This window comes from Ochrobactrum sp. EDr1-4, assembly GCF_049199085.1.
In the GTDB taxonomy this organism is placed as follows: Bacteria; Pseudomonadota; Alphaproteobacteria; order Rhizobiales; family Rhizobiaceae; genus Brucella.
Map to the genome: position 1 here is coordinate 546877 of NZ_JBLZOF010000002.1, position 24729 is coordinate 571605.

Below are 24729 nucleotides of genomic sequence, written 5' to 3' on the forward strand. Positions count from 1 at the left end.
GATGATCCCGCCGCCTTACTCTCCTTGCACAGGATCAATCCAATAAGTGCCATCATTTTTGATTGTCAGAAACTCATTCAACTCCTCTTGAGTCTTTGTAGGATCAACATCCTTGAACAAGTCAGGATGCAGCCACTTTGCGAGCAATTCGACAGCAATGATGTTATAAGGTGAGTTGTAATAGTCGTGCCATAAGCCATGAGCATTATGCTCACGGATCGCCCTCAACTCCTTGAATTCCGGACGCTCCAGAACCGTGTTCAGACTTTGACGGGCAGTTGCTTCGTCAACCGCGGCACCAAGCAAAACGCCCGGCGCACGGTTACCAGTCGCAACATAAATGTCGGGATCAGCCTGTAAAACATACTCAACAGCGACATCGCCGATAGCACCGGGAACGACGCTTGATGCAATATTACGTCCGCCAACGGTATTGATGAATTGGCCGAGCCCTCCATTGCCCGTTGTATGACCGGGAGCTTGCCAGACGCCTGGAAGAAGTTCTGCAAAAACCGTTGGCTTTTTCGCCTCATCGAGATCACGCACTTTATCGGTCAGGCGCTTGAGATGTGCCCCATAGAAATCGGTAAAGGCTTTGGCCTCGTCTTTCCGATCAATCGCTTCGCCAAGCAGTTCGATGCTTTTGGGCGTATTTTCAATCGGGTTAACGCGAAAATCGACGTAAACGACGGCAACTCCAGCCTTCGCCAGCGTGTCAGCAATCGGGCTATGCGCTTTGGGGCCCTCACCCGCCACGCTGAAAACCACCAGATCCGGTTTAAGCGCGAGAATGGTTTCAACATTCACGCTGACTTCAGAAGCCTGGCCTATAAGAGCAATATCCGCAACCTCAGGAAATGCGGTTTTATAGGCTTCAAATGTATGCGGATCGAGTTTACGCAGATCGTTCTGCCAGCCGACAATCCGTTTGAAGGGGTTGTCGCGATCCAGCAATGCTAGGGCATAGCTCAGACGGCCTTCCCCCAATACGACACGTTCAACATGCTCCGGAACCTGAACCTTGCGTCCCAGAACATCCGTAATTTCCGCTGCCTGAGAAACAAGAGGTGAAAGAATACAAACCGCGGCTAAAGCCAAGGACCGCACCGCATTAACAAACGACATATAGATACTCCTGCCAGCTGTATCAGACGTTCACAAAGCATCTGCCACAAAACATCCGCTTAATTGAAAGCCACAAACTTAAACATGACAATAAATGTCAGATATCTGCCGTCTTGGACGAAACAACTGACTTAAGGAACTGAAACCTCTGCATACCAATATGCATGCGGTGCATTTTACTTTATAATCAAACTGCGCGTAATGCATTCTATGGGAAATAAAGTAGGAGAATGAAGCCTGAGATGGCACTTCCAAACATCAATCAGATTGATCTCAATCTTCTGCGGATTTTCGATGCGATCTTCCGTGAGCGAAATATCATGCGTGCGGCGCAGCGCCTCGGCATGAGCCAGCCAGCTGCCAGCCACGCTCTCGCTCGGCTACGACATACGCTTCAGGATGATCTATTTGTGCGTTCAGCACGCGGCATGTTACCAACTTCACGCGCTGAACAACTTTCAGGCCCCATTCGTCAGGCATTGAATTATCTTGAACTCGGCCTTCAGGCGCAAGATTTTAATCCTCTGACCGCAAATCAAAAATTCCGTATAGCGCTCGATAACTGTAGCGCCGTCGCGCTAACTGCCAAACTCGTTCAGACAGTCGAAGCCAATGCTCCCGGAATTTCTCTGATCTTGCGCCCCAGTGGAACGATTGATGTGGATCGCCTCATTGATGATTCTGAGCTGGATCTCTTTATCGGCAAACCTGGAATTGAGCGCGAACGCTTTGCTTCCGTGGAATTGGGCGACGATGATTTCGTTGTTGTTCATCACAAAAATCTGCGCGAACCCAATACAAAAATTTCCGTAACGGAACTCATCAGCCAACCACACCTCAATTTGTCATCAACAGGGGATGATGTGGGGTTTCTCGATACCTGGCTTGCACAACAAAAGGTATCGCGCAACGTCAAGCATTCTATCCCCTTACTCGGATTCAGCACTGTGATGGAGGATCAGGATGTCTTGGCAGTTATGCGGCGACCGATTGCAAAGGTCGTTTGTCAGAGCTCACATCTAGCGATGAGCGAACTACCTTTTGAATCGCCACGGATATCAATCTGTATGCGATGGCATAAGCGCCTAGATTCCCAGCCTGCGCATAGCTGGCTACGCGATACAATTGTTAGAAATATCTTCTCTTAAAAAGCCAAAAGGAAATCCGCCACACCCCATCGCAATTCCCTTAATAAATCCCATGCATGACGGCATCATAATGATTTTCTATTGCCATTGTGCAGCTACAAGATTTTTTACTAAGGGCCGCTTTATCGCGAATAACGACACTCCCTCGACGCGTTTCGATTATTTCTTCTGATCTGAGTTGACCTAGAGTGCGCGTCACAAAGGTTCGTCCCACACCAAGCATTTCAGATAGCTGATCATGGGTAAGTTCAAAACTATCTGAGTTGGTACGAGCCGAGGCGGCTAGCAACCATTTTGCGGTACGTTGCGTAATCGTGTGCGTTGCATTGCAGGCGGCGGTTTGAAATACCTGTGCCATAAGGCAGTCAGAATACCGTGAAAACCAATGCCTCAGCGCCACAGATTCAGCCTTCACCTGTTCTAGAGCAGCTGTTTTAATACGAAGAAATCTGCCCGGATTGCGTACAATTGCGGTCGCATAAGCTGGGAGACTGCCATTCGATACAATTCCACCGATAGCACCTTCCCGGCCAATTAACGCCACTTCCACTGCACTATTGTCATCATCAACCCAGCGCTGAAAACTTGCCATCGCCGAGCCGCAGGGGAACCACGTATTTAAAACATCGTCACCTGCTTTGTGTAAAATTGTGAGGGCATCCATTTCGAAAGCCATTGTGTGCGGAGCCAACCTTTTTCGGTCATCCTCACTAAGCATCAATAACAACAGATTATCTGAGGTTTCGCTAATCAGTTGCGTACTCATTGAAAACATTCTTTTATTTCCCTGCAAAATGTCCATAAGTGGACAGACGCGAAAGAGGTGTTATGTTACTTTTTGACATAACTTCGGCAATTAATAGGGACTTTATTTTTGCTCGCCCCCTGAAGGAACACATAAAAAAGCTCATTGCAAAAATGCTCCTAATTCAAGAAAGCATTAGGCGCATAAAAGTTCCCGTCCTTAAAACACCTGTTTAATTCGTTCATGTGAGAAAGTGCGCCGCTTCTAATGTATATACCGGAGTCTGTTAACCTCACGAACTGCGATCGCGAACCTATTCATATTCCTGGTTCCATACAGGCACACGGCGCGATGCTCGTCATTGACCCTGTAACTCAACGATTACGATATGCGTCAGCTAACTTCTCAACGTTAACAGGTTATACCGGCACCCTGACCCCTGGAACTGACATTTCTCAGATCGCTGGTGATAAGAATGCGCATGATTTTCGCAATGCCGTTGCCAAATCAAGAGAACCCGGTCTTTCTTCCATCATTATTGGCTTACGCTTTCCCGGCAGAGCCCCCCTTTTTGACGCCGTCGTCCATTCGCACGACGGGAATATTTTTGTCGAATTCGAACCCTCACCAGATAGAGGACAAACAGCGCGACAAGCGCTTGATCTCACACGCTCCGTTATTCACAGATTGGGGCTGGAAGAAAATGTAGATCGAGCAGCCACGGCTGCGGCACGACTTGTTCGCGCAATGCTTGGTTACGATCGTGTTATGATCTACCGTTTTCTTCACAATGGCGCAGGACGGGTCATTGCGGAAGCAAAGATATCTACCCTGAATAGCTTTATGGGACAGCACTTCCCGGCAAGCGACATTCCAGTTCAGGCCCGCAAGCTATATATAAGCAACACGATCCGGATGATCGCGGACACGACATCCTCACCCGTTGGATTAAGTCCTGCACTGTTGCCGGATGAAAAACCTGTAGATATGTCTTTCGCACAATTAAGAAGCGTTTCGCCTATTCATTGTGAGTATCTGAACAATATGGGTGTCGCGGCATCACTATCCATATCAGTAATTGTGAACGGCGAACTATGGGGTTTGATTGCGTGTCATCATGATACACCAAAAATCACGCCATTACCGCTTCGCATTGGCGCAGAACTCTTTGGACAGTATTTTTCACTTCACATTGCTGCTTGCGAGCGTCGGGCAACCTTGCAAGCGACTGCCGATACGCGGTCGAAGCTCGACTCCATCGTATCGAGGCTAGGCATTAACAGCTCAATGCGTGATGACCTAATTAGCCAGTTACCGGAGTTTGCAAAATTAGTTGCAAGCCACGGAGCGGCTTTATGGATGAATGACCAATGGTTTCAGACAGGGGATGCTTTGGATGAAGAACCGACGCGTCAATTGCTGAACAATATAAAACAACAATCATCAAATGACATATGGTCCACGTCTGAGATAAAGTCCTTCCTTCCAGATATAGACTCCAATGTAGCTGGATTGATAGCAATCCCTCTGTCCGTCACATTTGGTGAGTATCTTATTCTATTTAGAAATGAAGAGGCCCATCAAATCGAATGGGCGGGAGAACCTGTAAAACAGGTTTTAAATACGCCTTTTGGAGAGCGTCTGACGCCACGCGGTAGTTTTGATACGTGGCGAGAGGATGTGAAAGGTAGATCAATGCCTTGGACAGCAACAGATATTTCTGTCGCCCGTGCCATAGCAACATATCTGCGAGACGTTATTCTTCGCCAGAACGAGATATCAGAGAAAGAACGTGTTCGCACGGAACAACGCCGGCGTATTTTAAATGCCGAACTCAACCACCGGGTTAAAAACATATTGTCCCTCGTTAAGTCTATCGCCAAGCAAACCGGGATGGGTGCCAGAAATGTTGACGAATATGCGCAAACGTTGGAAGGACGACTTCGCGCGCTTTCCTCAGCGCATGACCAGTCATTAGATGGTTCCAAGAGCGGCTTTATTAAAACATTAGTCGAGAGCGAAGCTGATCTATTTAGGGACAATGAAACACCCGATAGGATAGTTCTCGATGGCGCTCCCCTCATCCTCGACCAGCGCGCCTATAGCGTCCTGTCGTTGGTAATGCATGAAATGATGACCAATGCCGCAAAATACGGCGCGCTTTCAACAGATCAGGGTCAATTATGTATCAGATGGGAGCTGACCGAAACTGGAGACTGCCTGATCAACTGGAAGGAAATAGGTGGTCCAGTTGTTGTTCGCCCAACACAAACCGGCTTTGGTACAAAGCTGATCAAAAGTTCCTTTGAATATGACCTTCGTGGAAAGGTTCATATCGAACATCACGATAGTGGCTTATGCGCAACATTTCAAATTCCCGCATCCCATGTTGTATTAGGGGAACTTAGTACGCTTGCACCCATTTCACAAAACGCGTTCAATCAGCCACAACTTGATGGAATTTCGGTTCTTGTCGTGGAAGACCAGAGTCTTATCGCGATGGACGTCGAGGATACCCTGCGGGAAATGGGTGCGAAGAATATACAACTTGCAAGCGATACAAACGATGCCATCTCAACTCTAAAATCATTTCAGCCAGACATTGCTATATTAGACTTCAATCTTGGATCCAAAACATCTGAGGCAGTCGCAGATATTCTTTCTGAACACAAAATCCCATTTATATTTATGACAGGCTACAGTGACGATTCAGCCATTCCAGAGCGTTTCCGTGCCATCGATATTTTACGAAAACCTATCAGCAAATCATCACTCGCTACCAAGTTAAAAAATAACTTGGAGGCGAAATAAAAAACACCAAACTTACGGATATTGTGCTCCGGTGACGGTCAAATAAACTGCATAAAGCGATTTTGTTGCAGTGATGAAAAGCCGGTTGCGACGTGGCCCGCCAAAAGTGACATTTGCGACGGTCTGTGGCGTATTGATCTTGCCGAGAAGCTGGCCTCCAGGCGAAAAGCAATGTACGCCGTCGCCCGCACTCGTCCAAAGGTTGCCGTCTGTATCGAAGCGAAAGCCATCTGGCAGACCGTTATCAATCGTGCAGAAAATCTTACCGCCCGTGACGCCCCCGCCGTTATCAACGATATCGAAAACGCGGATATGACGCGGTGCTTTTTCGTCGTGGCTATAGGCGCTGTCGGCAACAAAAAGCTTTGTTTCATCAGGCGAAAAGGCAAGACCATTTGGCTGCACAAAGTCTGTGATGACGGCATTAAGCTCGCCGCTTTTAGGATCAAGTCGATAGACATTCCGGGTCGGCTGTTCAGGCTCCGCTTTATAGCCTTCATAATCACCCATAATACCGTAGGTCGGGTCGGTAAACCAGACGGACCCGTCAGAGCGCACGATAACGTCATTGGGTGCGTTGAGCCTTTTGCCCTGATAGTTGTCAGCAAGCACGGTGATGCTGCCGTCGAGTTCGGTACGGGTGACACGACGTCCGCCATGCTCACAGGAGACCAGTCGTCCTTCACGGTCGCGCGTATTGCCATTGGCAAAATTCGATGGCTGGCGAAAGGTCGAGACCCCGCCATCTGGAACCCAGCGCAAAATACGCTGGTTGGGAATGTCACTCCAAAGCAGGCAGTTTAAATCACCGAACCAAGCCGGACCTTCGGCCCAGCGACAATCGCTGTAAAGTTCATCAAGATCGGCGCTTGATACGATCAAGTGTTTAAAGCGCTCATCGTGAACTTCGTAAATTGAATTATTCTGAGACAAGAAAAATACTCCGGGAATGCTGTTTAGCGCTCAGGTCTGCGGCTACTGGCAAGGAAAATCACCGCAATAATGGTGAGCCCCGTCAGTACCAGACGAACACCGGCACCGAAGCCATAGGTGTTGAGCATCGAGACTATAAGGAACATGAAAAGTGCGGCACCCCAAATGCCGGGAATGTTGGAATCGCCACCCGCAACCGCAGTGCCGCCAATGATGACAACGGCAATCGACATCAGGAGATATTCCGTGCCCATGTTAAGTGCTGCGCCGCCTGAAAAACAGGCAAGTAGGAAGCCACAGAGCGACGCTAAAACTGCGCAGATCAGATAGGTGACGAAGCGTGTGCCATCAACCGGAACACCTGCCATGCGCGCCGCAAACGGGTTTTGCCCGATGGCTGAAATCCAACGGCCATAAATGCTTTTCTTCAGAAGTACCCAGCCAATGACCGACAACAACAGTGCAACGATTGCAACATTGGGAATGCCAAAGACAGAGGAGGTGGTGAACTGTGCCAAAACTTCAGGCGGCTTTACGCGCAGGCCGCGATTGCTCCAGATGGCAGTCGACTGGATAAGAAAGCTCATCGAAAGAGTCGCGATAATTGGCGGGATACGCAGCAACTTGATCAGTGCATAATTGCAAATGCCAATGCCAAGGCCGATCAGGAGCGCAACAGCGAGGCCTGCCAGCACCATGCTGTCCTGCGAGTCCATCAGCTTTAGAGCCAATGTCGCCGCAAGGGTCATGGTGGCCGGAACCGAGAGGTCGATATTACCGGGTCCGAGCGTGATGACGAACATCTGCCCGAGGCCGACAATCACCGAAAACGATGCGAAGGTGAAAGCCGCATGAGAAAGCCCTGCGGCACCCGCGCCACCGGTAAATGCTACGGTGATGATCCAGACCGCAATAGTCGCGATAAACGACCATATCCATGGGCGAGTTGTGAGAACGGAGACAGCGCTCATTGCTTTTTCCCCTTGCGGTCGAGACGGTTGAGGAAGAGGCGGAGTGCCAGCACCAGAATGAGGATTCCGCCCTGCGCACCGATCTGCCAGTCTGGAGAAATGCGCATGAATGAGAGGAATGAACCCGCGAGGGTGAGTGTCAGCGCGCCGATAACCGCGCCGATTGGCGAAATACGGCCACCAACAAATTCACCACCGCCCAGAATGACGCCAGCAATGGAGAGCAGCGTATAGCGCAGCGCGATATTAGCATCTGCCGAGGTAGTGAGACCAACAAGCGCGATACCTGCAAGCACTGCAAAGAAGGCTGCAAGTGCATAGGTTCCGGCACGAATTGCGGTGACAGACCAGCCTGCGCGTTCGATGGATCGGGTATTTCCGCCTGCGCCGCGCATCAGCACACCGAAAGTGGTGCGCATGACGATGAAATGCGTGACAACTGCAATCAAGATGCTTGCAACAATCGCCATCGGCACAAATGGCGGCTTTGTCGTCATAATCCAGCGCGCCCAGTCAGGCGCCTGACCGCCGGGTGACGGCAAAAGTAGAACGGCAAGCCCGCCCCAGACGAACGACATTCCGAGTGTCACAACAATGGATGGGAGATTGCGCAGGTGGATGATCGCGCCAAGTGCTGCATAGGCTGCAATTGCCGCCGCAAGGATCAGAACGCCGATGACGGGATCAGTATTGAGATAGGTCGCAGCTACACAGACTACGAAGCTCACGAAGGTTCCCATCGATAGATCAAGGTCATTGACCGCCATGATGAGCATCTGCGCGATTGTTGCGAGTGCAATCGGTACTGCGAGATTGAACAGCAGGTTAAGGCCGGTATAGCTCATGGCGCGCGGCTGCATGTAGAAAACAGCGGCCAGCAGCAAAGCGAGCGAGAAAACCGGCGTAAGCAGGCGGAGAGATGAAGCGGAGAGACGCATTATTCGTGTCCTCCCTCAAAGGATGCAGCAAGCACGTTCTTTTCCGCGATTTCGTCGCCGACCAATTCTGTCACGATTGCACCGTCGCGGAAGACATAGACACGATCACATAGTTCGATCTCGTCCATTTCGGTGGAATACCAGACAAAGGTACGGCCATTTTCTGCTTCATGGCGCAGGATTTCATAGACTTCCTGCTTGGTACCAACATCCACTCCGCGCATGGGATCGTCCATCAGAATGGCGTTGGCAGTGGTGGCAAGCGCGCGGGCAAAAAGCACTTTCTGCTGATTGCCGCCGGAAAGCGAAAGAATGCGATTGCCCATATCCGGTGTTCGGATCTGGATTTTGTCTTTCCATTGCCCGCCGAGTTGATCTTCGCGTGATTGATCGACAAGCTTCAGCGATGAGAGGCGATCAAGCGAACCAATGGTAAGATTGTGCAAGATGCTCCAGAGCGGAAACGTGCCGTTCAGGCTACGATCACCCGCTACGAAGGCGATTTCGCAATTGCGCGCAGGCAACCAATTTGGCCGACCTGCATAATAAAGATCAAGCAGCATCTTGGTCTGGCCATGACCGGCAAGTCCAGCGAGGCCGATAACTTCGCCCTTGAAAGCCTGAAACGGCTTGCTGTCATGGGGGCGCTTTTTTGCAGAGAGAACAGCTGTGCCCGTCGTGTCGGCTTTTGCCGCGCGGCGTGCCGCTTTTTCACGTTCGACGCTACCCATAGCTTCGACAAGGCTGCGGTTGGTGAATTCACTTGCTGCCCGGTTGGCGACGACCTTACCGTCTTTCATGACGACAATGCGGTCGGATGTTGAGAGGATCTCACCAAGCATATGCGAAATGAGGATCACCGAACCGCCTGTGCCCACAAAGCGACGGACATAGGCCATCAGCTGTGCAGCAATGCCCGCATCGAGCGATGAGGTCGGTTCATCGAGAATGACCAGCTTTGGCGGTGTGCCGGGGGCGGTGAAGTTGATGGCGATTTCGACCATCTGCCGCTCGGCAATGGACAACTCGTCTACGGTTGCCGCGCAATCGATCTTGTGACCGGGGAAAATCTCACTGAGCTTTGTTGCGATAAGATCGACAGCCTTACCGCGCCAGTTCGCGCCCGTGAGGTCGCGCTGCATGATGCGGACATTTTCAGCAATTGTCAGATTGGGGAAGAGCGACAGCTCCTGAAAGACGCAGCGAATGCCGTGCTTGCGGGCAGTTGCCACGCCATGACCCGCCTCACCGTGATAGGAGAGGCTGCCTTCATGCGGGGTAAGGCCGCCATTGATGACGTTGACGATGGTGGATTTGCCAGCGCCATTATGGCCGACAAGCCCGACACATTCGCCTTCATGGATCACAAGTTCAGCGCCATCCAGTGCCTTAACCGCACCGAACTGCACGCGAATATTGCGTGCGGCGACGACCTCGCCTTTGTCGATTGAATGAGACATGCATCCGAACTGTATTGGAGATAAGGGAGGGGCGGACACAGGAAATGCCCACCCCCTGGGAGAAAAGGTTTACTTCGCTTCTGCGATGACCTTCTGTGCGTCTTCCAGCGAATATTCGACATTCGCAACGCCACCCTTCTGGGTATTACCGAGATCCTTATCGAGCGATTCCTGGCTGACGCTCAGGAACGGAACGACGAGGTCTTTCTTGACTTCCTTGCCGTCGAGAATCTGCTGTGCGACCCAGAAGGCGAGTGTTGAAACGCCTGGCGCGATCGACACCGACATGGTTTCGTAGCCGTTCGCATCTTTCTGCTGCTTCCACCACTGCAGTTCGTCTTCACGGTTGCCCATAATGATAATCGGCGTTTCGCGCTTTGCAGCGGCAAAGGCCTGTGCAGCACCATAACCGTCGCCGCCCTGCGTTACGACAGCATCGATCTTCGGCAGACTTGGCAGAACACCTGCGACTGCGCGCTGTGCAACATCTGCAGCCCAATCGCCATGGACCGAGCCGACGATCTTGAAGTTCGGATGCTTCTTCACGCCTTCTTCGATACCAGCATGCATCTGATCATCGACTGAAACGCCAGCCAGCCCGCGAATTTCGAGAAGATTTCCGCCTTCAGGCAGACGCTTTGCGAGATAATCCACCTGACCTTCGCCCATGGCCTTAAAGTCAACCGCAATGCGCCATGCACAAGGCTCGGTGACAATGCCGTCGAACGAAACAACGGTAATACCGGCATCGCAGGCTTCTTTGATTGCGCCATTCAATGCAGTTGGTGAAGCGGCGTTCACGACAATCGCGTCATAGCCCTGCAAAATCATGTTCTGGATTTGCGCAGCCTGTTCTGTGGCTTGATTTTCAGCGGTCGTGAAAGCGTCGGCTGCAGAAACTGCGCCTGCGCTGACGGCTTCCTTCGTCACTTTGTCCCAGCTCTGAAGCATGGCCTGACGCCATGAGTTGCCAGCATAATTGTTGGAGAAGGCGATCTTTTTCGACGATGTGTCGGCAAATGCGCTACCGCTTGCCATCAAAGTGGCTAGTGCGGCGGATGCCAAAAGAATTTTCCCAAGCTGCATTTTATTCCTCCCAGTTGCAAATATCCGCGCCGCAGAGCGTTATGCCCTTCGGATCGTTTGAATTTGAATGTGGCGCGAAACCTCCCGCACCGCCGCTCCTCAACGGCACCAGCACGCCCGCGACATTTCCTGTTGTCTTGCGAGCAATTTTCTGGTCAAGCGAGGATGTAATAAAACTGTTGCGCTGTGAAGGCTGATCGAAGCAACTGTGCTGCGAGTTTACGCAGCAAAATTGCGGGAACCCGCAAGACGCGCCGGTAGATAAGCTGCGTAATATAACAAGCTAAGCAACCTGTCTTTGGGAGGAGAGTCGCTTGCTGGAACTAGCACCTGCACGCTTGCTCGACCGCTATCTGAATATTTCCAGATTGCTGGCGGGACAACTCGATTTCGATTCCATCATTCAGGCCGTTGCTGCTGAGATTAACCATATCTTGCCCTACGATCATCTTGATGTCTGTATCAAGATGGTGGATGGCAAGTTTCATATCGCCTATGAAAGTGGGATTGCAACGGCGTGGAGTCGTAATCCACCCGCCCTTCTCTCTGGAAGCCCTATCCGCACGGTTTTATCTGGCGAGGCTGAGTACCTGCTAACCGATGATGCCCGCACTGATCCGCGCTTTCATTTTGAGGGAGCATTCTCAACCCCAATTATCGAGCATGATCTTAAAGGGCGTCTTCATGTGCCACTGAAAGCGCAAGGTAATATTATCGGCGCATTGAGTTGCTCCAGTCTACAAACCGGCAGTTACTCGATGCGTGACGTGGAAAATGCGCAATCAATTGCTGATCTTCTGGCACCGTATTTCTTCGCAATCCGCGCCGCAGAACAGGCCAAACGCTCTGCAATTGTAGAGACAGAAGCACGGGCCCGCGAAGAGGGTTTGCGTTTTGGTGCGCTTAAACTCACGGAAGCTTTGGAGACCGAGCGTCATCGTATCGGCATGGACTTGCATGATCAGACATTGGCTGATCTCACGCGTCTGGCTAGGCATGTTGAGCGGCTGACGCGCGCGCCAGATCTTTCCGGCGAGCAGCTTGAACCACTTTTTCGAGGTTTGCAGCATTGTATGCAAGACCTTCGCCAGATCATCGAAGAGGCAAAGCCATCAGTGCTCCAGCTTTTCGGTTTTGCGCAGGCAACGGAAAACCATCTTGATCGCTCGATCCGCGAAAGTGCGGTCGCCATTGAGTGGTTTCTAGAAGATGAGAGCGATGGTATGACCGACCGGCTTGAGGAGAGCGTTGCGACCTCGCTTTTCCGCATTGTGCAGGAAGCAATTAACAACGCGATCCGCCATGCCCTAGCTGGAGAAATCCGTGTTCGACTGCGTGATAAGGGTGGGCGACTTCTCGTTGAAGTCATGGATGACGGTATCGGTATGGATCGTCAGGCGCAGCGTATCGGACATGGTATCGATAATATGCGAACAAGGGCGCGGCTCATTTCAGCGAGCTTTGCCATCAGAAAAAATGCGGAGGGCAGCGGCACATGCGTGACAATTCATCTGCCCCCGGAAATGTGCGCGACAAGTGGAGAGTAAGATGCAGGTTTTGATCGTAGAAGATGATCCGTTGCATCGCACCTATTTGGGCGAAGCGATCCGCGCGGCGCTGCCCGAATGCAGTGATGTGCTGGAAGCGGATAATGGCTCGACGGGTGAAAAGCTCGCTCGCATGCATCGTGCAGCGCATATTGTGATGGACTTGCAGATGAGTGGGCGCAACGGCATTGAAGCTGCTCGCACCATCTGGAAGGAAAATCCGGAAACGCGCATTTTATTCTGGTCGAATTATGCCGATGAAGCCTATGTGCGTGGTGTTTCGCGCATTGTACCGGAAGGTGCGGCCTATGGTTATGTGCTAAAATCGGCATCCGACGACAAACTGCGTTTGGCACTTCGCAGCATTTTTGTAGAGGCCCAATGCGTAATTGATCGTGAAGTTCGTGGACTCCAACAAAAAAGCCTTGGCCATACCAGCGGTTTTAGCGAAAGCGAATATGAAATTCTGATCGATATAGCACTTGGCCTGACCGATCGCGTTATTGCGCGTCGCCGTAATCTGTCGCTCCGAAGCGTTCAAAACCGCTTACAACAGCTTTACGAAAAGCTTGGTGTCTATCAGGAAAAAGGCGAGCCTGATGAAGGGCGTTTCAACTTACGCTCGCGCGCAGTAACTGTCGCACTGTTACGAAAGCTTTTGAATTATAGCGCACTGGAACGCGCTGAAATCGAGCTGAGTGAATGGCTTAAGTAAATACATTAAGATCTAAGCATCTCGATCATAGATCTATTCTTAGAAAAAAACACTATAATATTGCTAACAAATCCGCTGCTGAGAGCCCATACAACATCGACAGTATGACCCTGATATCAGCAGCGGTAATTTTATCCCCAGATGCCTTTTCTAATTAAAGGCACCACTGTCACTTCTGCTTTCAGGGCGTTCTTTCGCAACCTTCTCGCGATAGCCGCTGGCCCGATAAGCCGCATTCGGCTCGATTGCTCCGCCGGTACGTCGACGTGCTTCTGCCAGAATTGGCTCGACGTCGGTACGATAAGCGCGCTTCAACGTATCAGATGCCATCAGGGCATCGTTTTCCTGCTGATAGGTTTCCAGCGCTTCCCGATCCACCAACAAAGCCTGCGCATAAGCACGACGGATTTCATTGGCAGATGAAATCAGGCTTTCAATCGGGTCGGTCACATTATGTGACTGATCAATCATGTGCTCAGGATGGAAATCCTTTACACCGCGATAATCGGCGTCGACAAGCTCATTGAAAACGAGGAACAGGCGGTATGGATCGATTGATCCCGCATCGAGATCGTCGTCACCATATTTGCTGTCATTGAAATGGAAGCCACCGAGCTTTCCGAACTGGATCAACCGCGCCACGATCATTTCAATATTGGTGTTTGGTGCATGGTGGCCAAGATCGACCAGACATTGCGCCTTTGGACCAAGGGTCGAGGCTATAAGGTAATTCGTGCCCCAGTCCTGCACGACTGAAGAATAAAAGGCTGGCTCATACATTTTGTGTTCAGAGAACAGCCGCCAGTCATCCGGAAGCGCTTTATAAATTTCACCCATCGAATGCAGATAACGCTCGAATGCGCGGGTGAAATTCTGCTGACCCGGGAAGTTTGAACCATCGCCAAGCCAGACGGTCAATGCCTTCGAACCGATGGCATTTCCGATCTTGATGCACTCAATATTATGTTCAATAGCCTGAGCGCGCACGGCCGGATCGACATGCGTAAGCGAGCCATATTTATAGGAATGCTGCTGATCAGCCGAATCCGAGAACGTGTTGGAATTCATCGCGTCAAAACCAAGCCCGAGTGCTTCCGCATGGGCTTTCAGTTTTTTCGGATCAGTCTTATCCCACGGAATATGCAGCGAAACGTTCGGCGTCGCGCGTGACAATTCGTTGATGACCGAACAATCGTCGAGTTTGTCAAAAATTCCGCGCGGCTCACCGCGACCGGGGAAACGGCCAAAACGTGTGCCGCCAGTCCCTGTTCCCCAAGAGGGGACAGCGACAAAATATTTGCCAACCTTATCAGTGATTTTTTCAATTTCGATGCCACGACGGGCAAGCTGTTCGCCAAGAGCCTGATAGTCACTCTTCTGTGCATTCTCAAAGCCTGAATTATGCTCAGCGATGAAATCGGCTGCAATACGTTGTTCGGACATGGTTCCTCCCAGAATGTCCTGAATTTCAATAAAGGAAGACAGAGAAGCAAGAGCGCCCTTCTGCCTTCTTGATTATTAGCGCGGGAAGCTCACCTGATTTCCGGCGTCAACATTGATAATGTTGCCCGTGGATTTGGCTGAAGCATCACTCGCAAGGAAGTAGATCGCTTCTGCAATATCTTCCGGCAATACATTGAGTTTGAGCAGCGAGCGCTTGCGGTAATGCTCTTCCAGTTCAGTGACGTCGATCTTAGATGACGCTGCACGCTGTTCACGCCATTCGCCGTCCCAGATTTTCGAGCCGCGCAGTACAGCATCCGGGTTGACCACATTCACACGAATACCAGCTTCTGCACCTTCAAGGGCAAGACAACGCGCCAGATGGATTTCTGCAGCCTTTGCCGTGCAATAGGCAGATGCACCGGGCGAAGCGGCGAGCCCATTCTTGGAAGCGACGAAAACCACGTTACCGCCAAGGTTCTGACGCCGGAAAAGCCGAAATGCCTCGCGAGAAACAAGAAAATATCCGGTCGCAAGAATATCAATATTGCGGTTCCACATCGAAAGCTCGGTCTTTTCGATCGGTGCAGACGATGCAATACCGGCATTTGAAACCAATATATCGATGCCGCCAAGTTCAACACTTGCCTCTGTGAAAGCGTTGATGACCGCACTTTCATTGGTGACGTTCAACTCGACGCTGCGAACCTGATCGGAACCAAAACGCTTGGCAAGATTTGCGTGAGCGGTTTTGAGCGATTCTGCGTCGATATCTGTCAGAACCACGCAAGCGCCCTCACCTGCCAGACGTTCAGCGGTGGCATAGCCGATGCCACCTGCACCGCCCGTAATCAACGCAATGCGTCCAGCCAGGCTTTTAGGTTTCGGCATACGCTGGAGTTTGGCTTCTTCAAGCAGCCAATATTCAATATCGAAGGCTTCCTGTTCGGGCAGCCCCTGATATTCAGATACGGATGATGCGCCGCGCATGACGTTGATTGCGTTCACATAGAACTCGCCGGCAATACGCGCTGTCGCTTTGTCGCGCGCGAAAGACAACATGCCGACGCCGGGGATCAGGAAAATGACCGGGTTGGGATCGCGCATTTTCGGCGAGTTGTCGTGCTTGCAGCTCTCATAATAGCGCGTGTAATCAGCGCGATAGGCTTCGAGTGAAGCTTCGAGACCAGCAACCACACCATCAACATCCGGTTTCGCGGGATCGAAATCGACCACAAGTGGGCGAATTTTCGTGCGCAGGAAGTGATCCGGGCAAGATGTGCCAAGGCGTGCGAGTGGCTCTAGTTCTTTCGAATTTACGAATTGCAAAACCGCATCCTGATCATCGAAATGGCCAAGCTTGCGCTCTTCCTTTCCGATCAACCCGCGTATCTCAGGCATGAGACGCGCAGCAATTGCACGGCGTTCTGAATCATCAAGGCTTTGTGTGACAGCACCGCCAAAAGCGGCCTTGCCTTCACCCTTCTTATCAAGCCATTCGATAGCCTTGTTGATGATTTCAAGCGTTAGCTCATAGCAGGCTTTTGCATCATTGGCCCATGTGAAAAGCCCATGACTTTCAAGGACTACACCCTTTGCATTCGGATTTGCTTTCACGAAAGCTTCAAGGTCAAGACCGAGCTGGAAGCCCGGACGGCGCCACGGAAGCCAGCCAATTTCGTCGCCGAAAATCTCTGCCGTCAGCTCGCGGGAATTTTTGGATGCGGCAATTGCGATGATCGCATCAGGATGCATATGATCAACATGCGTAAATGGTACAAAACCATGCAATGGCGTATCAATGGAAGCGGCACGAGGATTGAGATTGAATGTGCAGTGCGGAAGGAAGCCGACCATACGGTCTTCGTCTTCAACGCCCTTATAGATGCCCTTCAACGCGTCGAGCTTATCCTGATAAAGCGTCGAAAAACCGTCAAGCTTAATGGTGCCAACATCGCCACCAGAGCCTTTAACCCAAAGTACCGGAACGGTCTTTCCAGTGAGGGGGTCGGTTTCCTGTACCTTGGCTGATGTATTACCACCACCATAATTGGTGATCCGCTTATCAGAGCCGAGCAGGTTTGAGCGGTAAAGCAATTTTCCAGGCTCATCCAGCGTTGCCGCTTTCGCGTCGTCCCATCGATTATCCAACAGCCTATTTTGCGCCACCATCTCATCCTCCCGATATATGGTGAAGACCTGACTGAACGCTGTTTACGCCCAATCGATCACATTTCAGGCAGATATGGCGTTATGTAACGGAAGGTGTCAATCAAAAATAATCATAATCGATCAACAATAGTAAATTTTATATCGCTAGTGATTGTTTGTGATTGACATCTTCCCCTTTTATGTTTGATACATGAGGGAGGAGGAGCCATGCACGAGAGAGAACGCCACCGTATTATCCTGAGTGCAGTTCAGGAAAAGCCGGTGATCACCATTCAGGATCTTGTAGAACTGACGGAAGCGTCTGAGGCGACGCTGCGACGTGATATTGCATCTCTTCATATGCAAGGCCGTATTAAACGCGTTCGTGGTGGCGCAGAAGCTATTCATCCACCGCAACTCAGCAATCTTGCAGGTCGTTCCTTTAAAGTATCGGAAGCCGAGAATACGGATTGCAAACGCGCAATTGCACGCGAAGCCGTATCGCTTTGCGAAGAAGGTGACAGCATTATCATCAATGGTGGCTCAACCACGTTTCAGATGGTGCATTACCTTGCAGCGCGGCGCATGCAAGTACTGACAAATTCTTTTGCAATCGCTGAACATCTTTTGCGGCAGTCCAAAAGCACAGTTCTGGTGCCGGGTGGCGCGATTTATCGCGAACAGAGCCTTATTCTGTCGCCATTCGATAATGACGTGATCCGCAACTTTTACGGGCGACGCATGTTTCTGGGATGTCAGGGCATCAGTCCGCTTGGCGTGATGGAAGCAGACGCTTTGATTATTCAAAGCGAACAAAAACTGATGGGCCAGGCGGACGAAATCGTCCTGATGGTCGATTCATCAAAATTCACCCGCCGTTCAAGCCTCATCCTTTGTCCTCTTGATCGGGTCAGTACACTGATCACCGATGACGGCATTTCGGACGATGCACGACGGATGGTCGAAAATGCAGGCATCAGGCTCATCGTAACGCCTGTATCTGCGAATGCTGGCAAAGGCAATGATCGGGGAGAGACCACAGAGGTTGCCTAGGCTTTAATATAAATCGGAATGTTCTTAATCGGGAGGAATGGGACATGAAACTTTTCAAAAAACTGGCAATGAGCACGGCTATTGCCGTTGCTCTCATGGCAACTGCGGCGCAGGCTGCTGACATGAAAATTGCACTTGTTGCGAAGTCGCTGGGCAATGGCTTTTTTGAAGCCGCCAACAAGGGCGCACAGGAAGCTGCCAAGGAACTGGGTGGCGTCGAAGTTATCTACACCGGCCCAACGACAACAACTGCCGAAGGCCAGATTGAAGTTATCAATTCGCTCATTGCACAAGGCGTGGATGCGATTGCAATTTCGGCAAACGATCCGGATGCAGTTGTTCCAGCACTCAAAAAGGCTGCGCAGCGTGGTATCAAGGTTATCTCATGGGATTCAGGTGTCGCACCTGAAGGCCGCATCGTCCATCTCAATCCATCATCGAACGATCTGATTGGCAAGATGTGTTTGACGCTTGCAGCAAACCATCTTCCGGACGGCAAGGGTGATTTCGCGATCCTTTCGGCAACAACCACCTCGACCAATCAGAACATCTGGATTGACGAGATGAAGAAGCAGCTCAAGGATTTTCCGGGCCTTAATCTCGTCACCACCGTTTACGGTGATGATCTTGCCGACAAGAGCTATCGTGAAGCACAGGGCCTCCTCACCTCCAATCCCAATGTGAAGGTGATTGTCGCTCCAACTACGGTTGGCGTGCTTGCTGCCTCGCAGGCTGTCAAAGACGCGGGCAAAATCGGCGATGTTTATGTAACCGGCCTTGGTCTTCCGTCCGAAATGGCAGGCGCCATCAAGTCGGGTGCAACCAAGGAATTCGCGATCTGGAACCCGATTGATCTTGGTTATTCTGCAACGCAGATTGCCTATCATCTCGTAAAGGGTGATGCAGACGGCAAGCCGGGCTCGGAAATCGAAGCCGGTCGCATGGGCAAGATCAAGATTGGCGAAAACGGCGAAGCCGCGATGAGCGATCCATTTGTCTATGACGCATCGAACATCGACGAATTCTCCAAGGTCTTTTAATTTTAAGACTGAGGCTGGCGGTGCAATGGATAATCTTGCACCGCCATCATTTTCCGAATTGAATTCAGGTATTTCTGATGAATGCAGCTTTGCAGAAAAGCGGGCAATCGGTGTTGCCTGCCAGCCATCCGGATACGCCTTTGCTGGAAATGCGCGGCATTGCCAAGACATTTCCCGGAGTGCGAGCGCTCGATAACGTCAATATCGCGCTCTATCCAGGCCAGGTAACAGCACTGATCGGCGAAAACGGAGCGGGCAAATCGACGCTCGTCAAAATTCTGACGGGAATCTATCACCCGGACGAAGGCGAAATTCTGATTGATGGTCAGCCGGTTCATTTTTCGACTGCGCAGGATGCGACCGACGCCGGTGTAACCGCCATTCATCAGGAAACGGTGCTTTTCGACGAATTATCCGTTGGCGAGAATATCTATCTCGGCCATGCACCCCGCACGAAGCTTGGCTTCGTCAATTGGGCGGCAGTCTTTGCACGGGCACAGGCTCTGCTCTCTTCGCTGGAAATCACGGTTGATGCACGTATCAAGCTGCGAGAACTTTCCATCGCGCAGCGGCATCTGGTGGCAATTGCGCGCGCGCTTTCGGTGGATTCCAGCGTCGTCATTATGGATGAGCCGACCGCGGCCCTGTCACGCAAAGAGGTTGATGATCTTTTCCGCATCGTCGAGCGGCTGAAATCACAGGGCAAGGCGATCCTGTTCATCAGCCACAAGTTTGATGAAGTCTACGAGATTGCGGACCGTTACGCTGTTTTCCGTGATGGCTGTGCCGTTGGGCACGGACTATTGTCGGAAATGAACGAGCGCGAAATTGTCCGGCTGATGGTTGGACGTTTGGTGGAAAAGGCTTTTCCCAAGCAGGATGTTGCGCTTGGCGACACGGTGCTGAAGGTTGCGAACTATTCTCATCCGACCGAGTTCCGTGACATATCCTTTGAGCTGCGGCGCGGTGAAATCCTTGGTGTCTATGGTCTGGTGGGCGCGGGTCGTTCCGAGTTCGCACAATCGCTGTTTGGCATGACGACGCCTTCATCCGGCCAGGTTGTGCTGGAAGGCAAGGAAATCAAAATCCGCCGCTCGGGCGATGCAATTGCTCAAGGCATTGTCTATGTGCCGGAAGAACGCGGACGGCATGGCGCGGTTTTGCAGATGCCGATTTTTCAGAATGTATCACTTCCCTCACTGACGCGTACATCGCGGCGCGGGTTTCTGCGCATGGCGGAAGAATTCAAGCTCGCACGCAAATATGCTGAGCGTTTTGATCTGCGCGCTGCTGCACTTTCGGTTCCTGTGGGAACGCTTTCCGGCGGCAATCAGCAGAAGGTGGTTATCGGGAAATGGCTCGCGACCCATCCAAAGGTCATCATTCTAGATGAGCCGACCAAAGGCATTGATATTGGTTCGAAAGCCGCAGTCCATGAATTTATCAGCGAATTAGCTGCGGAAGGACTGAGCATCATTATGATCTCGTCCGAGCTACCCGAAATTATAGGTATGTCGGATCGCGTCATGGTGATGCGCGAAGGGCTGGTGGAAGGCATTTTTGATCGTGCCGACCTTGATGCCGAAGTTCTGGTGCGTGCCGCCACCGGAAATAGCGGTGAGAATGCGGGGTAGAATATGAAAAAGCTTCTTAAACAACGCGAACTCCTGCTTCTCGTCATCATCGCAATTATGATCGGGTTGTTCTCGATGCGCGCACCGGGTTTCAGCTCGCCCCGCAACCTCGCAAATATTTTCAACGACACGTCCATCCTGATTATTCTGGCCCTTGGACAGATGTCGGTGATCCTGACAAAGTCCATCGATCTATCGGTCGCGGCCAATCTGGCATTTACCGGTATGGCGGTGGCGATGCTCAATGCCGCCTTCCCCGAAATACCACTGGTCGTGTTAATTGTTGCTGCCGTGATCATTGGCGCCATACTCGGCGCAATCAACGGCATTCTGGTTTGGAAACTGGATATTCCGGCTATCGTGGTCACTCTGGGCACACTGACAATCTATCGCGGTATGGCCTTTGTGCTTTCCGGTGGTGCTTGGGTAAACGCGCACCAAATGACGGGACCGTTTCTCAATACGCCGCGCACGGTGTTTCTGGGACTTCCGCTCCTTGGCTGGACGGCGCTGCTCATTATCGGCTTTATCTATGTGCTGCTCACTCGCAGCTTCTTTGGCCGAGCACTTTATGCATCAGGTGGCAATCCAACGGCAGCGGTCTATGCCGGAATTGACGTGGGCCGAACGCGTTTTTTCGCCTTCGTACTCTCCGGTTCGTTGGCGGGTTTGTGCGGTTATCTCTGGGTTTCACGATATGCGGTTGCTTATGTCGATATCGCCAACGGATTTGAACTCGATAGCGTCGCCGCCTGCGTAATCGGTGGGATCTCGATCATCGGCGGCATTGGCACGGCCTTTGGCGCAGTGCTTGGAGCATTGTTTCTCGGTGTTATCAAAAACGCCCTACCCGTCATCAACATCTCACCCTTCTGGCAAATGGCGATTTCCGGCGCGGTTATCATCGCAGCCGTGATCTTTAATGCCCGACAGGAGAAACGCGGCGGACGCATCATTCTGCGTGACAAGGCCGCTAAGACTTATGAGGAGCCAGCAGCGTGAGCGAGATAACGGAACGCCGCCATATCCCGGATCGGCTGGGTACCTCCTATACGCGGCTGTTTGCCAGCTGGGAAATGCTGTTGCTTGGCGTGGCGATTGCGATCTTCGTCGCAAATTCCTTTGCCTCGCCATATTTCCTAAATGCCTGGAACCTTTCCGACGCAACTTTTAACTTCACCGAAAAAGCGCTCATTGCCTTTGCAATGACGCTGCTCATCATCTCCGGTGAGATCGACCTGTCGGTCGCTGCGATCATTGCCTTAGCATCGACCGCCATGGGGGCCGCAGCACAGATGGGTGTAGGCACACCCGGACTGGTTTTGATCGGCATTGGTACAGGACTATTTTGTGGTGCAATCAATGGCGGACTCGTAGCAGGAATGAAACTTCCTTCCATCGTTGTCACTATTGGTACGATGAGCCTGTTTCGCGGCATTTCCTATATTGTGCTCGGCGATAAGGCCTATGGCGGATACCCAGAAAGCTTCGCTTATTTTGGTCAAGGCTATGTCGTCTGGGTTTTCTCGTTCGAGTTTGTGCTGTTTATCGCTTTTGCGCTGATCTTTGGCGTTCTGCTTCACGCGACCAGCTTTGGCCGTCGCATTTACGCAATTGGCAATAATGAATTTGCCGCGCGCTTCTCGGGAATTCCGGTTGAGCGCATGAAGTTTACGCTGTTCATGCTGACAGGCCTGATGAGCGGGATTGCAGCGGTCTGCCTCACCTCGCGTCTCGGCTCCACCCGTCCATCGATTGCTCAGGGCTGGGAACTTGAAATCATCACGATGGTCGTGCTCGGCGGTGTGTCGATCCTCGGCGGCGCAGGCAGCATCATCGGCGTGGTAATCGCAGCTTTTGTGATGGGACTTGTGACCTTCGGCCTCGGCCTTCTCAACGTCCCTGGCATCGTTATGTCCATCTTCATTGGACTGTTGCTGATCATCACGATCTCGCTGCCAATCCTCGGGCGCAAGTTCAAAGCAAGGCGTAAAACATGACAACCGAGCGCTATGCGTTTCGTATGAAACTTCATGCCGGTCAGGAAGCCGAATATCGGCGTCGTCATGATGAAATCTGGCCGGAGCTTATCGATCTGCTGCACGAAGCTGGTGTGTCCAATTACTCGATCTGGCTAGATGAAGAAACGCATCTTCTTTTTGGCACGCTTACCCGCACGAAAGCGCGCGGCATGGCTTCGCTGCCGGACCATCCGGTTATGAAAAAATGGTGGGCGCATATGTCCGACATTATGGAAACAAACGCCGATAATTCGCCGGTTTCCGTCGACCTCAAACCAGTCTTTCATATGCCATGAAACGCATTGCCATTCTCGATATAGGAAAAACAAACGCCAAAGCTGTGCTGCTCGATGCAAAAACTGGGGGTGAAATCGCCGTTCATCGCACGCCAAACAAGGTTTTGCGGGAAGGGCCTTATCCGCATTATGACATCGAAGCGCTCTGGCAGTTTTTTCTGAAAAGCCTCACTGATTTTGCACAAAATCCCGGATTTGACGCTATATCCATCACGACCCACGGCGCCTGTGCGGCTTTGCTGGATGATACGGGTAAGCTTGCAATGCCGGTGCTCGATTATGAGCATGAATATGTTCCAGAAATCCGGGCTGCTTATGCGCGTATCAAACCACCTTTTGAAGAAACCTTTTCGCCATCATTGGGCGTCGGACTAAATCTCGGCGCGCAACTACATTATTTGAAAACCGCGTTTCCAGAAGAATTTGCCAAGGTGAGCCAGATCCTCACTTACCCGCAATATTGGGCGTATCGGTTGACGGGTGTACCATCGGTGGAAGCAACATCACTTGGCTGCCATACGGATCTCTGGCTTCCGAAAGTAAGCACCTATTCGTCGCTGGTTGAAAGCCTCGGGATTGAAGGTAAGTTCCCGCCTTTGCGTTCGGCATTCGACGTTTTGGGGCAGATGCATCAGGATCTGGCAGATGAAATAGGCATATCTGTTCCGGTGCAAGTTTATTGCGGCATTCATGATTCCAATGCGTCGCTGCTGGCTCACCTTTTGCACAGAGACCCGCCTTTTTCCGTCATATCGACCGGGACATGGGTGGTAAGCTTTGCCGTTGGTGGTGATCTCGATGGGCTTGATCCCAAACGTGATACACTGGCCAATGTCGATGCTTATGGGCGTGCCGTCCCATCCGCGCGTTACATGGGTGGCCGTGAATTTGATATGATGACCGACGGCATCAAAACTCCAACGCCAAACAGAATAGCCAAAGCACTAGACGTCGTCCTCAATCATAACATTATGGCGCTTCCATCTTCTATTTCTGGCAGCGGCCCTTATCCCAATAATTCACTTCAATGGATAAATGCTGACACTGCAAACTCTGATGAGCTTTATGTTGCAGCATGCCTTTACGCAGCCTTAATGACAGCGACTTGCCTTGATCTACTAAAAGCCTGTGGTCCAACTATCGTCGAGGGGCCTTTTGTAAAAAACCCCATTTACTTATCCGCACTGTCCAGTTTCACCGAGCGTGATGTTACGGCTGTATCCGGCAGCACCGGCACCGCCCTCGGAGCTGGACTACTTGCAGGATCAACTGTTCCTGAAGTAGAAAGTGAAACATATTCAATTAATAGCGATGCATATTTGCTTTATAGAGAATATTGGGCAAATAAAATAAATATATAAATCAAACATTATCGATATACACAAAATAATATATAAAAAAGCGATCGGTGATCAGACCGATATGCTTTAAAGCACAGCTAAATTTTCCAAAATCAAGAGATAGAAATATTAACAAAATGGCTTTGCCGAAGCGAGCGTCGTCAAAGACGTCTCGATGATCCCGATTTTCTGCTTAGCAGTAAAATAGCAAAAAGCGTGTATTGACAGGCTGAGATTTGTTGTGTGTTATAACACTTAACAAAAAGAAACCT

At 51.2% G+C, this 24729-nt stretch carries 20 protein-coding genes; 11 read left to right on the top strand and 9 right to left on the bottom strand.

The features are described from left to right. Nucleotides 1-15: 15 nt before the first annotated feature. Nucleotides 16-1125: an ABC transporter substrate-binding protein gene (locus ACOZHT_RS09020; RefSeq protein ID WP_339510176.1), complete on the bottom strand. Its 1110-nt coding sequence runs from the start codon at nucleotides 1123-1125 to the stop codon at nucleotides 16-18. A 230-nt stretch (nucleotides 1126-1355) separates the two neighbouring features. Here ACOZHT_RS09020 and ACOZHT_RS09025 point away from each other — a divergent pair, with 230 nt between their 5' ends. Further along, the gene (locus ACOZHT_RS09025; RefSeq protein WP_421565626.1) at nucleotides 1356-2273 is read left to right on the top strand and encodes a LysR family transcriptional regulator; all 918 of its coding nucleotides are present in this window, start codon (nucleotides 1356-1358) and stop codon (nucleotides 2271-2273) included. Between the two features lie 40 nt (nucleotides 2274-2313). Here the strand turns inward: ACOZHT_RS09025 and ACOZHT_RS09030 are convergent, their stop codons facing one another. After that, nucleotides 2314-3039, bottom strand: a complete 726-nt coding sequence (locus tag ACOZHT_RS09030; protein ID WP_339510180.1) for a Crp/Fnr family transcriptional regulator — start codon at nucleotides 3037-3039, stop codon at nucleotides 2314-2316. Between the two features lie 246 nt (nucleotides 3040-3285). On the opposite strand from ACOZHT_RS09030, the gene ACOZHT_RS09035 reads away from it, so the two are divergent. After that, entirely contained in the window at nucleotides 3286-5829 is a 2544-nt protein-coding gene (locus tag ACOZHT_RS09035; protein WP_339510182.1) for an HWE histidine kinase domain-containing protein, read from the top strand. A 12-nt stretch (nucleotides 5830-5841) separates the two neighbouring features. On the opposite strand, the gene ACOZHT_RS09040 is transcribed toward ACOZHT_RS09035, so the two are convergent. From ACOZHT_RS09040 to ACOZHT_RS09060, 5 genes are all read right to left on the bottom strand, one after another. Continuing rightward, nucleotides 5842-6762: an SMP-30/gluconolactonase/LRE family protein gene (locus ACOZHT_RS09040; protein ID WP_339510184.1), complete on the bottom strand. Its 921-nt coding sequence runs from the start codon at nucleotides 6760-6762 to the stop codon at nucleotides 5842-5844. Nucleotides 6763-6785: 23 nt separating this feature from the next. Then, on the bottom strand, nucleotides 6786-7733 hold the full coding sequence (locus tag ACOZHT_RS09045; protein WP_339510186.1) for an ABC transporter permease: 948 nt from the start codon (nucleotides 7731-7733) through the stop codon (nucleotides 6786-6788). Beyond that, a complete protein-coding gene (locus tag ACOZHT_RS09050; RefSeq protein ID WP_250044175.1) occupies nucleotides 7730-8671 on the bottom strand; it encodes an ABC transporter permease in 942 nt (313 codons plus the stop codon). Before ACOZHT_RS09050 ends, ACOZHT_RS09045 begins: the two co-directional genes overlap by 4 nt. Then, nucleotides 8671-10131: a sugar ABC transporter ATP-binding protein gene (locus ACOZHT_RS09055; protein WP_339510188.1), complete on the bottom strand. Its 1461-nt coding sequence runs from the start codon at nucleotides 10129-10131 to the stop codon at nucleotides 8671-8673. Before ACOZHT_RS09055 ends, ACOZHT_RS09050 begins: the two co-directional genes overlap by 1 nt. 69 nt (nucleotides 10132-10200) lie before the next feature. Continuing rightward, nucleotides 10201-11217, bottom strand: coding sequence for an ABC transporter substrate-binding protein (locus tag ACOZHT_RS09060; protein ID WP_339510189.1), 1017 nt, complete (start codon nucleotides 11215-11217; stop codon nucleotides 10201-10203). 314 nt (nucleotides 11218-11531) lie between these two features. On the opposite strand from ACOZHT_RS09060, the gene ACOZHT_RS09065 reads away from it, so the two are divergent. Both ACOZHT_RS09065 and ACOZHT_RS09070 read left to right on the top strand, forming a co-directional pair. Then, the gene (locus ACOZHT_RS09065) at nucleotides 11532-12764 is read left to right on the top strand and encodes a sensor histidine kinase (RefSeq protein ID WP_339510191.1); all 1233 of its coding nucleotides are present in this window, start codon (nucleotides 11532-11534) and stop codon (nucleotides 12762-12764) included. A 1-nt stretch (nucleotide 12765) separates the two neighbouring features. Further along, nucleotides 12766-13479 carry a response regulator transcription factor gene (locus ACOZHT_RS09070; protein ID WP_339510193.1) on the top strand — a complete coding sequence of 238 codons (714 nt, stop codon included), beginning with the start codon at nucleotides 12766-12768 and terminating at the stop codon, nucleotides 13477-13479. 150 nt (nucleotides 13480-13629) lie between these two features. Here ACOZHT_RS09070 and rhaI read toward each other — a convergent pair whose 3' ends face one another. Then, nucleotides 13630-14922: an L-rhamnose catabolism isomerase gene (rhaI, locus tag ACOZHT_RS09075; RefSeq protein ID WP_339510195.1), complete on the bottom strand. Its 1293-nt coding sequence runs from the start codon at nucleotides 14920-14922 to the stop codon at nucleotides 13630-13632. 75 nt (nucleotides 14923-14997) lie between these two features. Then, nucleotides 14998-17094 carry a bifunctional rhamnulose-1-phosphate aldolase/short-chain dehydrogenase gene (locus ACOZHT_RS09080; protein WP_339510197.1) on the bottom strand — a complete coding sequence of 699 codons (2097 nt, stop codon included), beginning with the start codon at nucleotides 17092-17094 and terminating at the stop codon, nucleotides 14998-15000. Between the two features lie 207 nt (nucleotides 17095-17301). Here ACOZHT_RS09080 and ACOZHT_RS09085 point away from each other — a divergent pair, with 207 nt between their 5' ends. From ACOZHT_RS09085 to ACOZHT_RS09115, 7 genes are all read left to right on the top strand, one after another. Beyond that, complete coding sequence (locus ACOZHT_RS09085; RefSeq protein WP_339510199.1) at nucleotides 17302-18126, top strand: DeoR/GlpR family DNA-binding transcription regulator; 825 nt, start codon at nucleotides 17302-17304, stop codon at nucleotides 18124-18126. A 44-nt stretch (nucleotides 18127-18170) separates the two neighbouring features. Continuing rightward, entirely contained in the window at nucleotides 18171-19166 is a 996-nt protein-coding gene (rhaS, locus tag ACOZHT_RS09090; RefSeq protein WP_339510201.1) for a rhamnose ABC transporter substrate-binding protein, read from the top strand. Nucleotides 19167-19243: 77 nt separating this feature from the next. Next, on the top strand, nucleotides 19244-20800 hold the full coding sequence (locus tag ACOZHT_RS09095; RefSeq protein ID WP_339510203.1) for a sugar ABC transporter ATP-binding protein: 1557 nt from the start codon (nucleotides 19244-19246) through the stop codon (nucleotides 20798-20800). A gap of 3 nt (nucleotides 20801-20803) precedes the next feature. Then, nucleotides 20804-21802 (top strand): ABC transporter permease, encoded by a 999-nt coding sequence (locus ACOZHT_RS09100; RefSeq protein WP_339510205.1) that lies wholly within the window; start codon nucleotides 20804-20806, stop codon nucleotides 21800-21802. Continuing rightward, nucleotides 21799-22800, top strand: coding sequence for an ABC transporter permease (locus ACOZHT_RS09105; RefSeq protein WP_339510207.1), 1002 nt, complete (start codon nucleotides 21799-21801; stop codon nucleotides 22798-22800). Before ACOZHT_RS09100 ends, ACOZHT_RS09105 begins: the two co-directional genes overlap by 4 nt. Continuing rightward, the gene (rhaM, locus tag ACOZHT_RS09110) at nucleotides 22797-23117 is read left to right on the top strand and encodes an L-rhamnose mutarotase (protein ID WP_339510209.1); all 321 of its coding nucleotides are present in this window, start codon (nucleotides 22797-22799) and stop codon (nucleotides 23115-23117) included. Before ACOZHT_RS09105 ends, rhaM begins: the two co-directional genes overlap by 4 nt. After that, nucleotides 23114-24478, top strand: a complete 1365-nt coding sequence (locus ACOZHT_RS09115) for an FGGY-family carbohydrate kinase (protein WP_421565627.1) — start codon at nucleotides 23114-23116, stop codon at nucleotides 24476-24478. The genes rhaM and ACOZHT_RS09115 overlap by 4 nt, the downstream gene beginning before the upstream one ends. The last annotated feature ends 251 nt before the right edge of the window (nucleotides 24479-24729 follow it).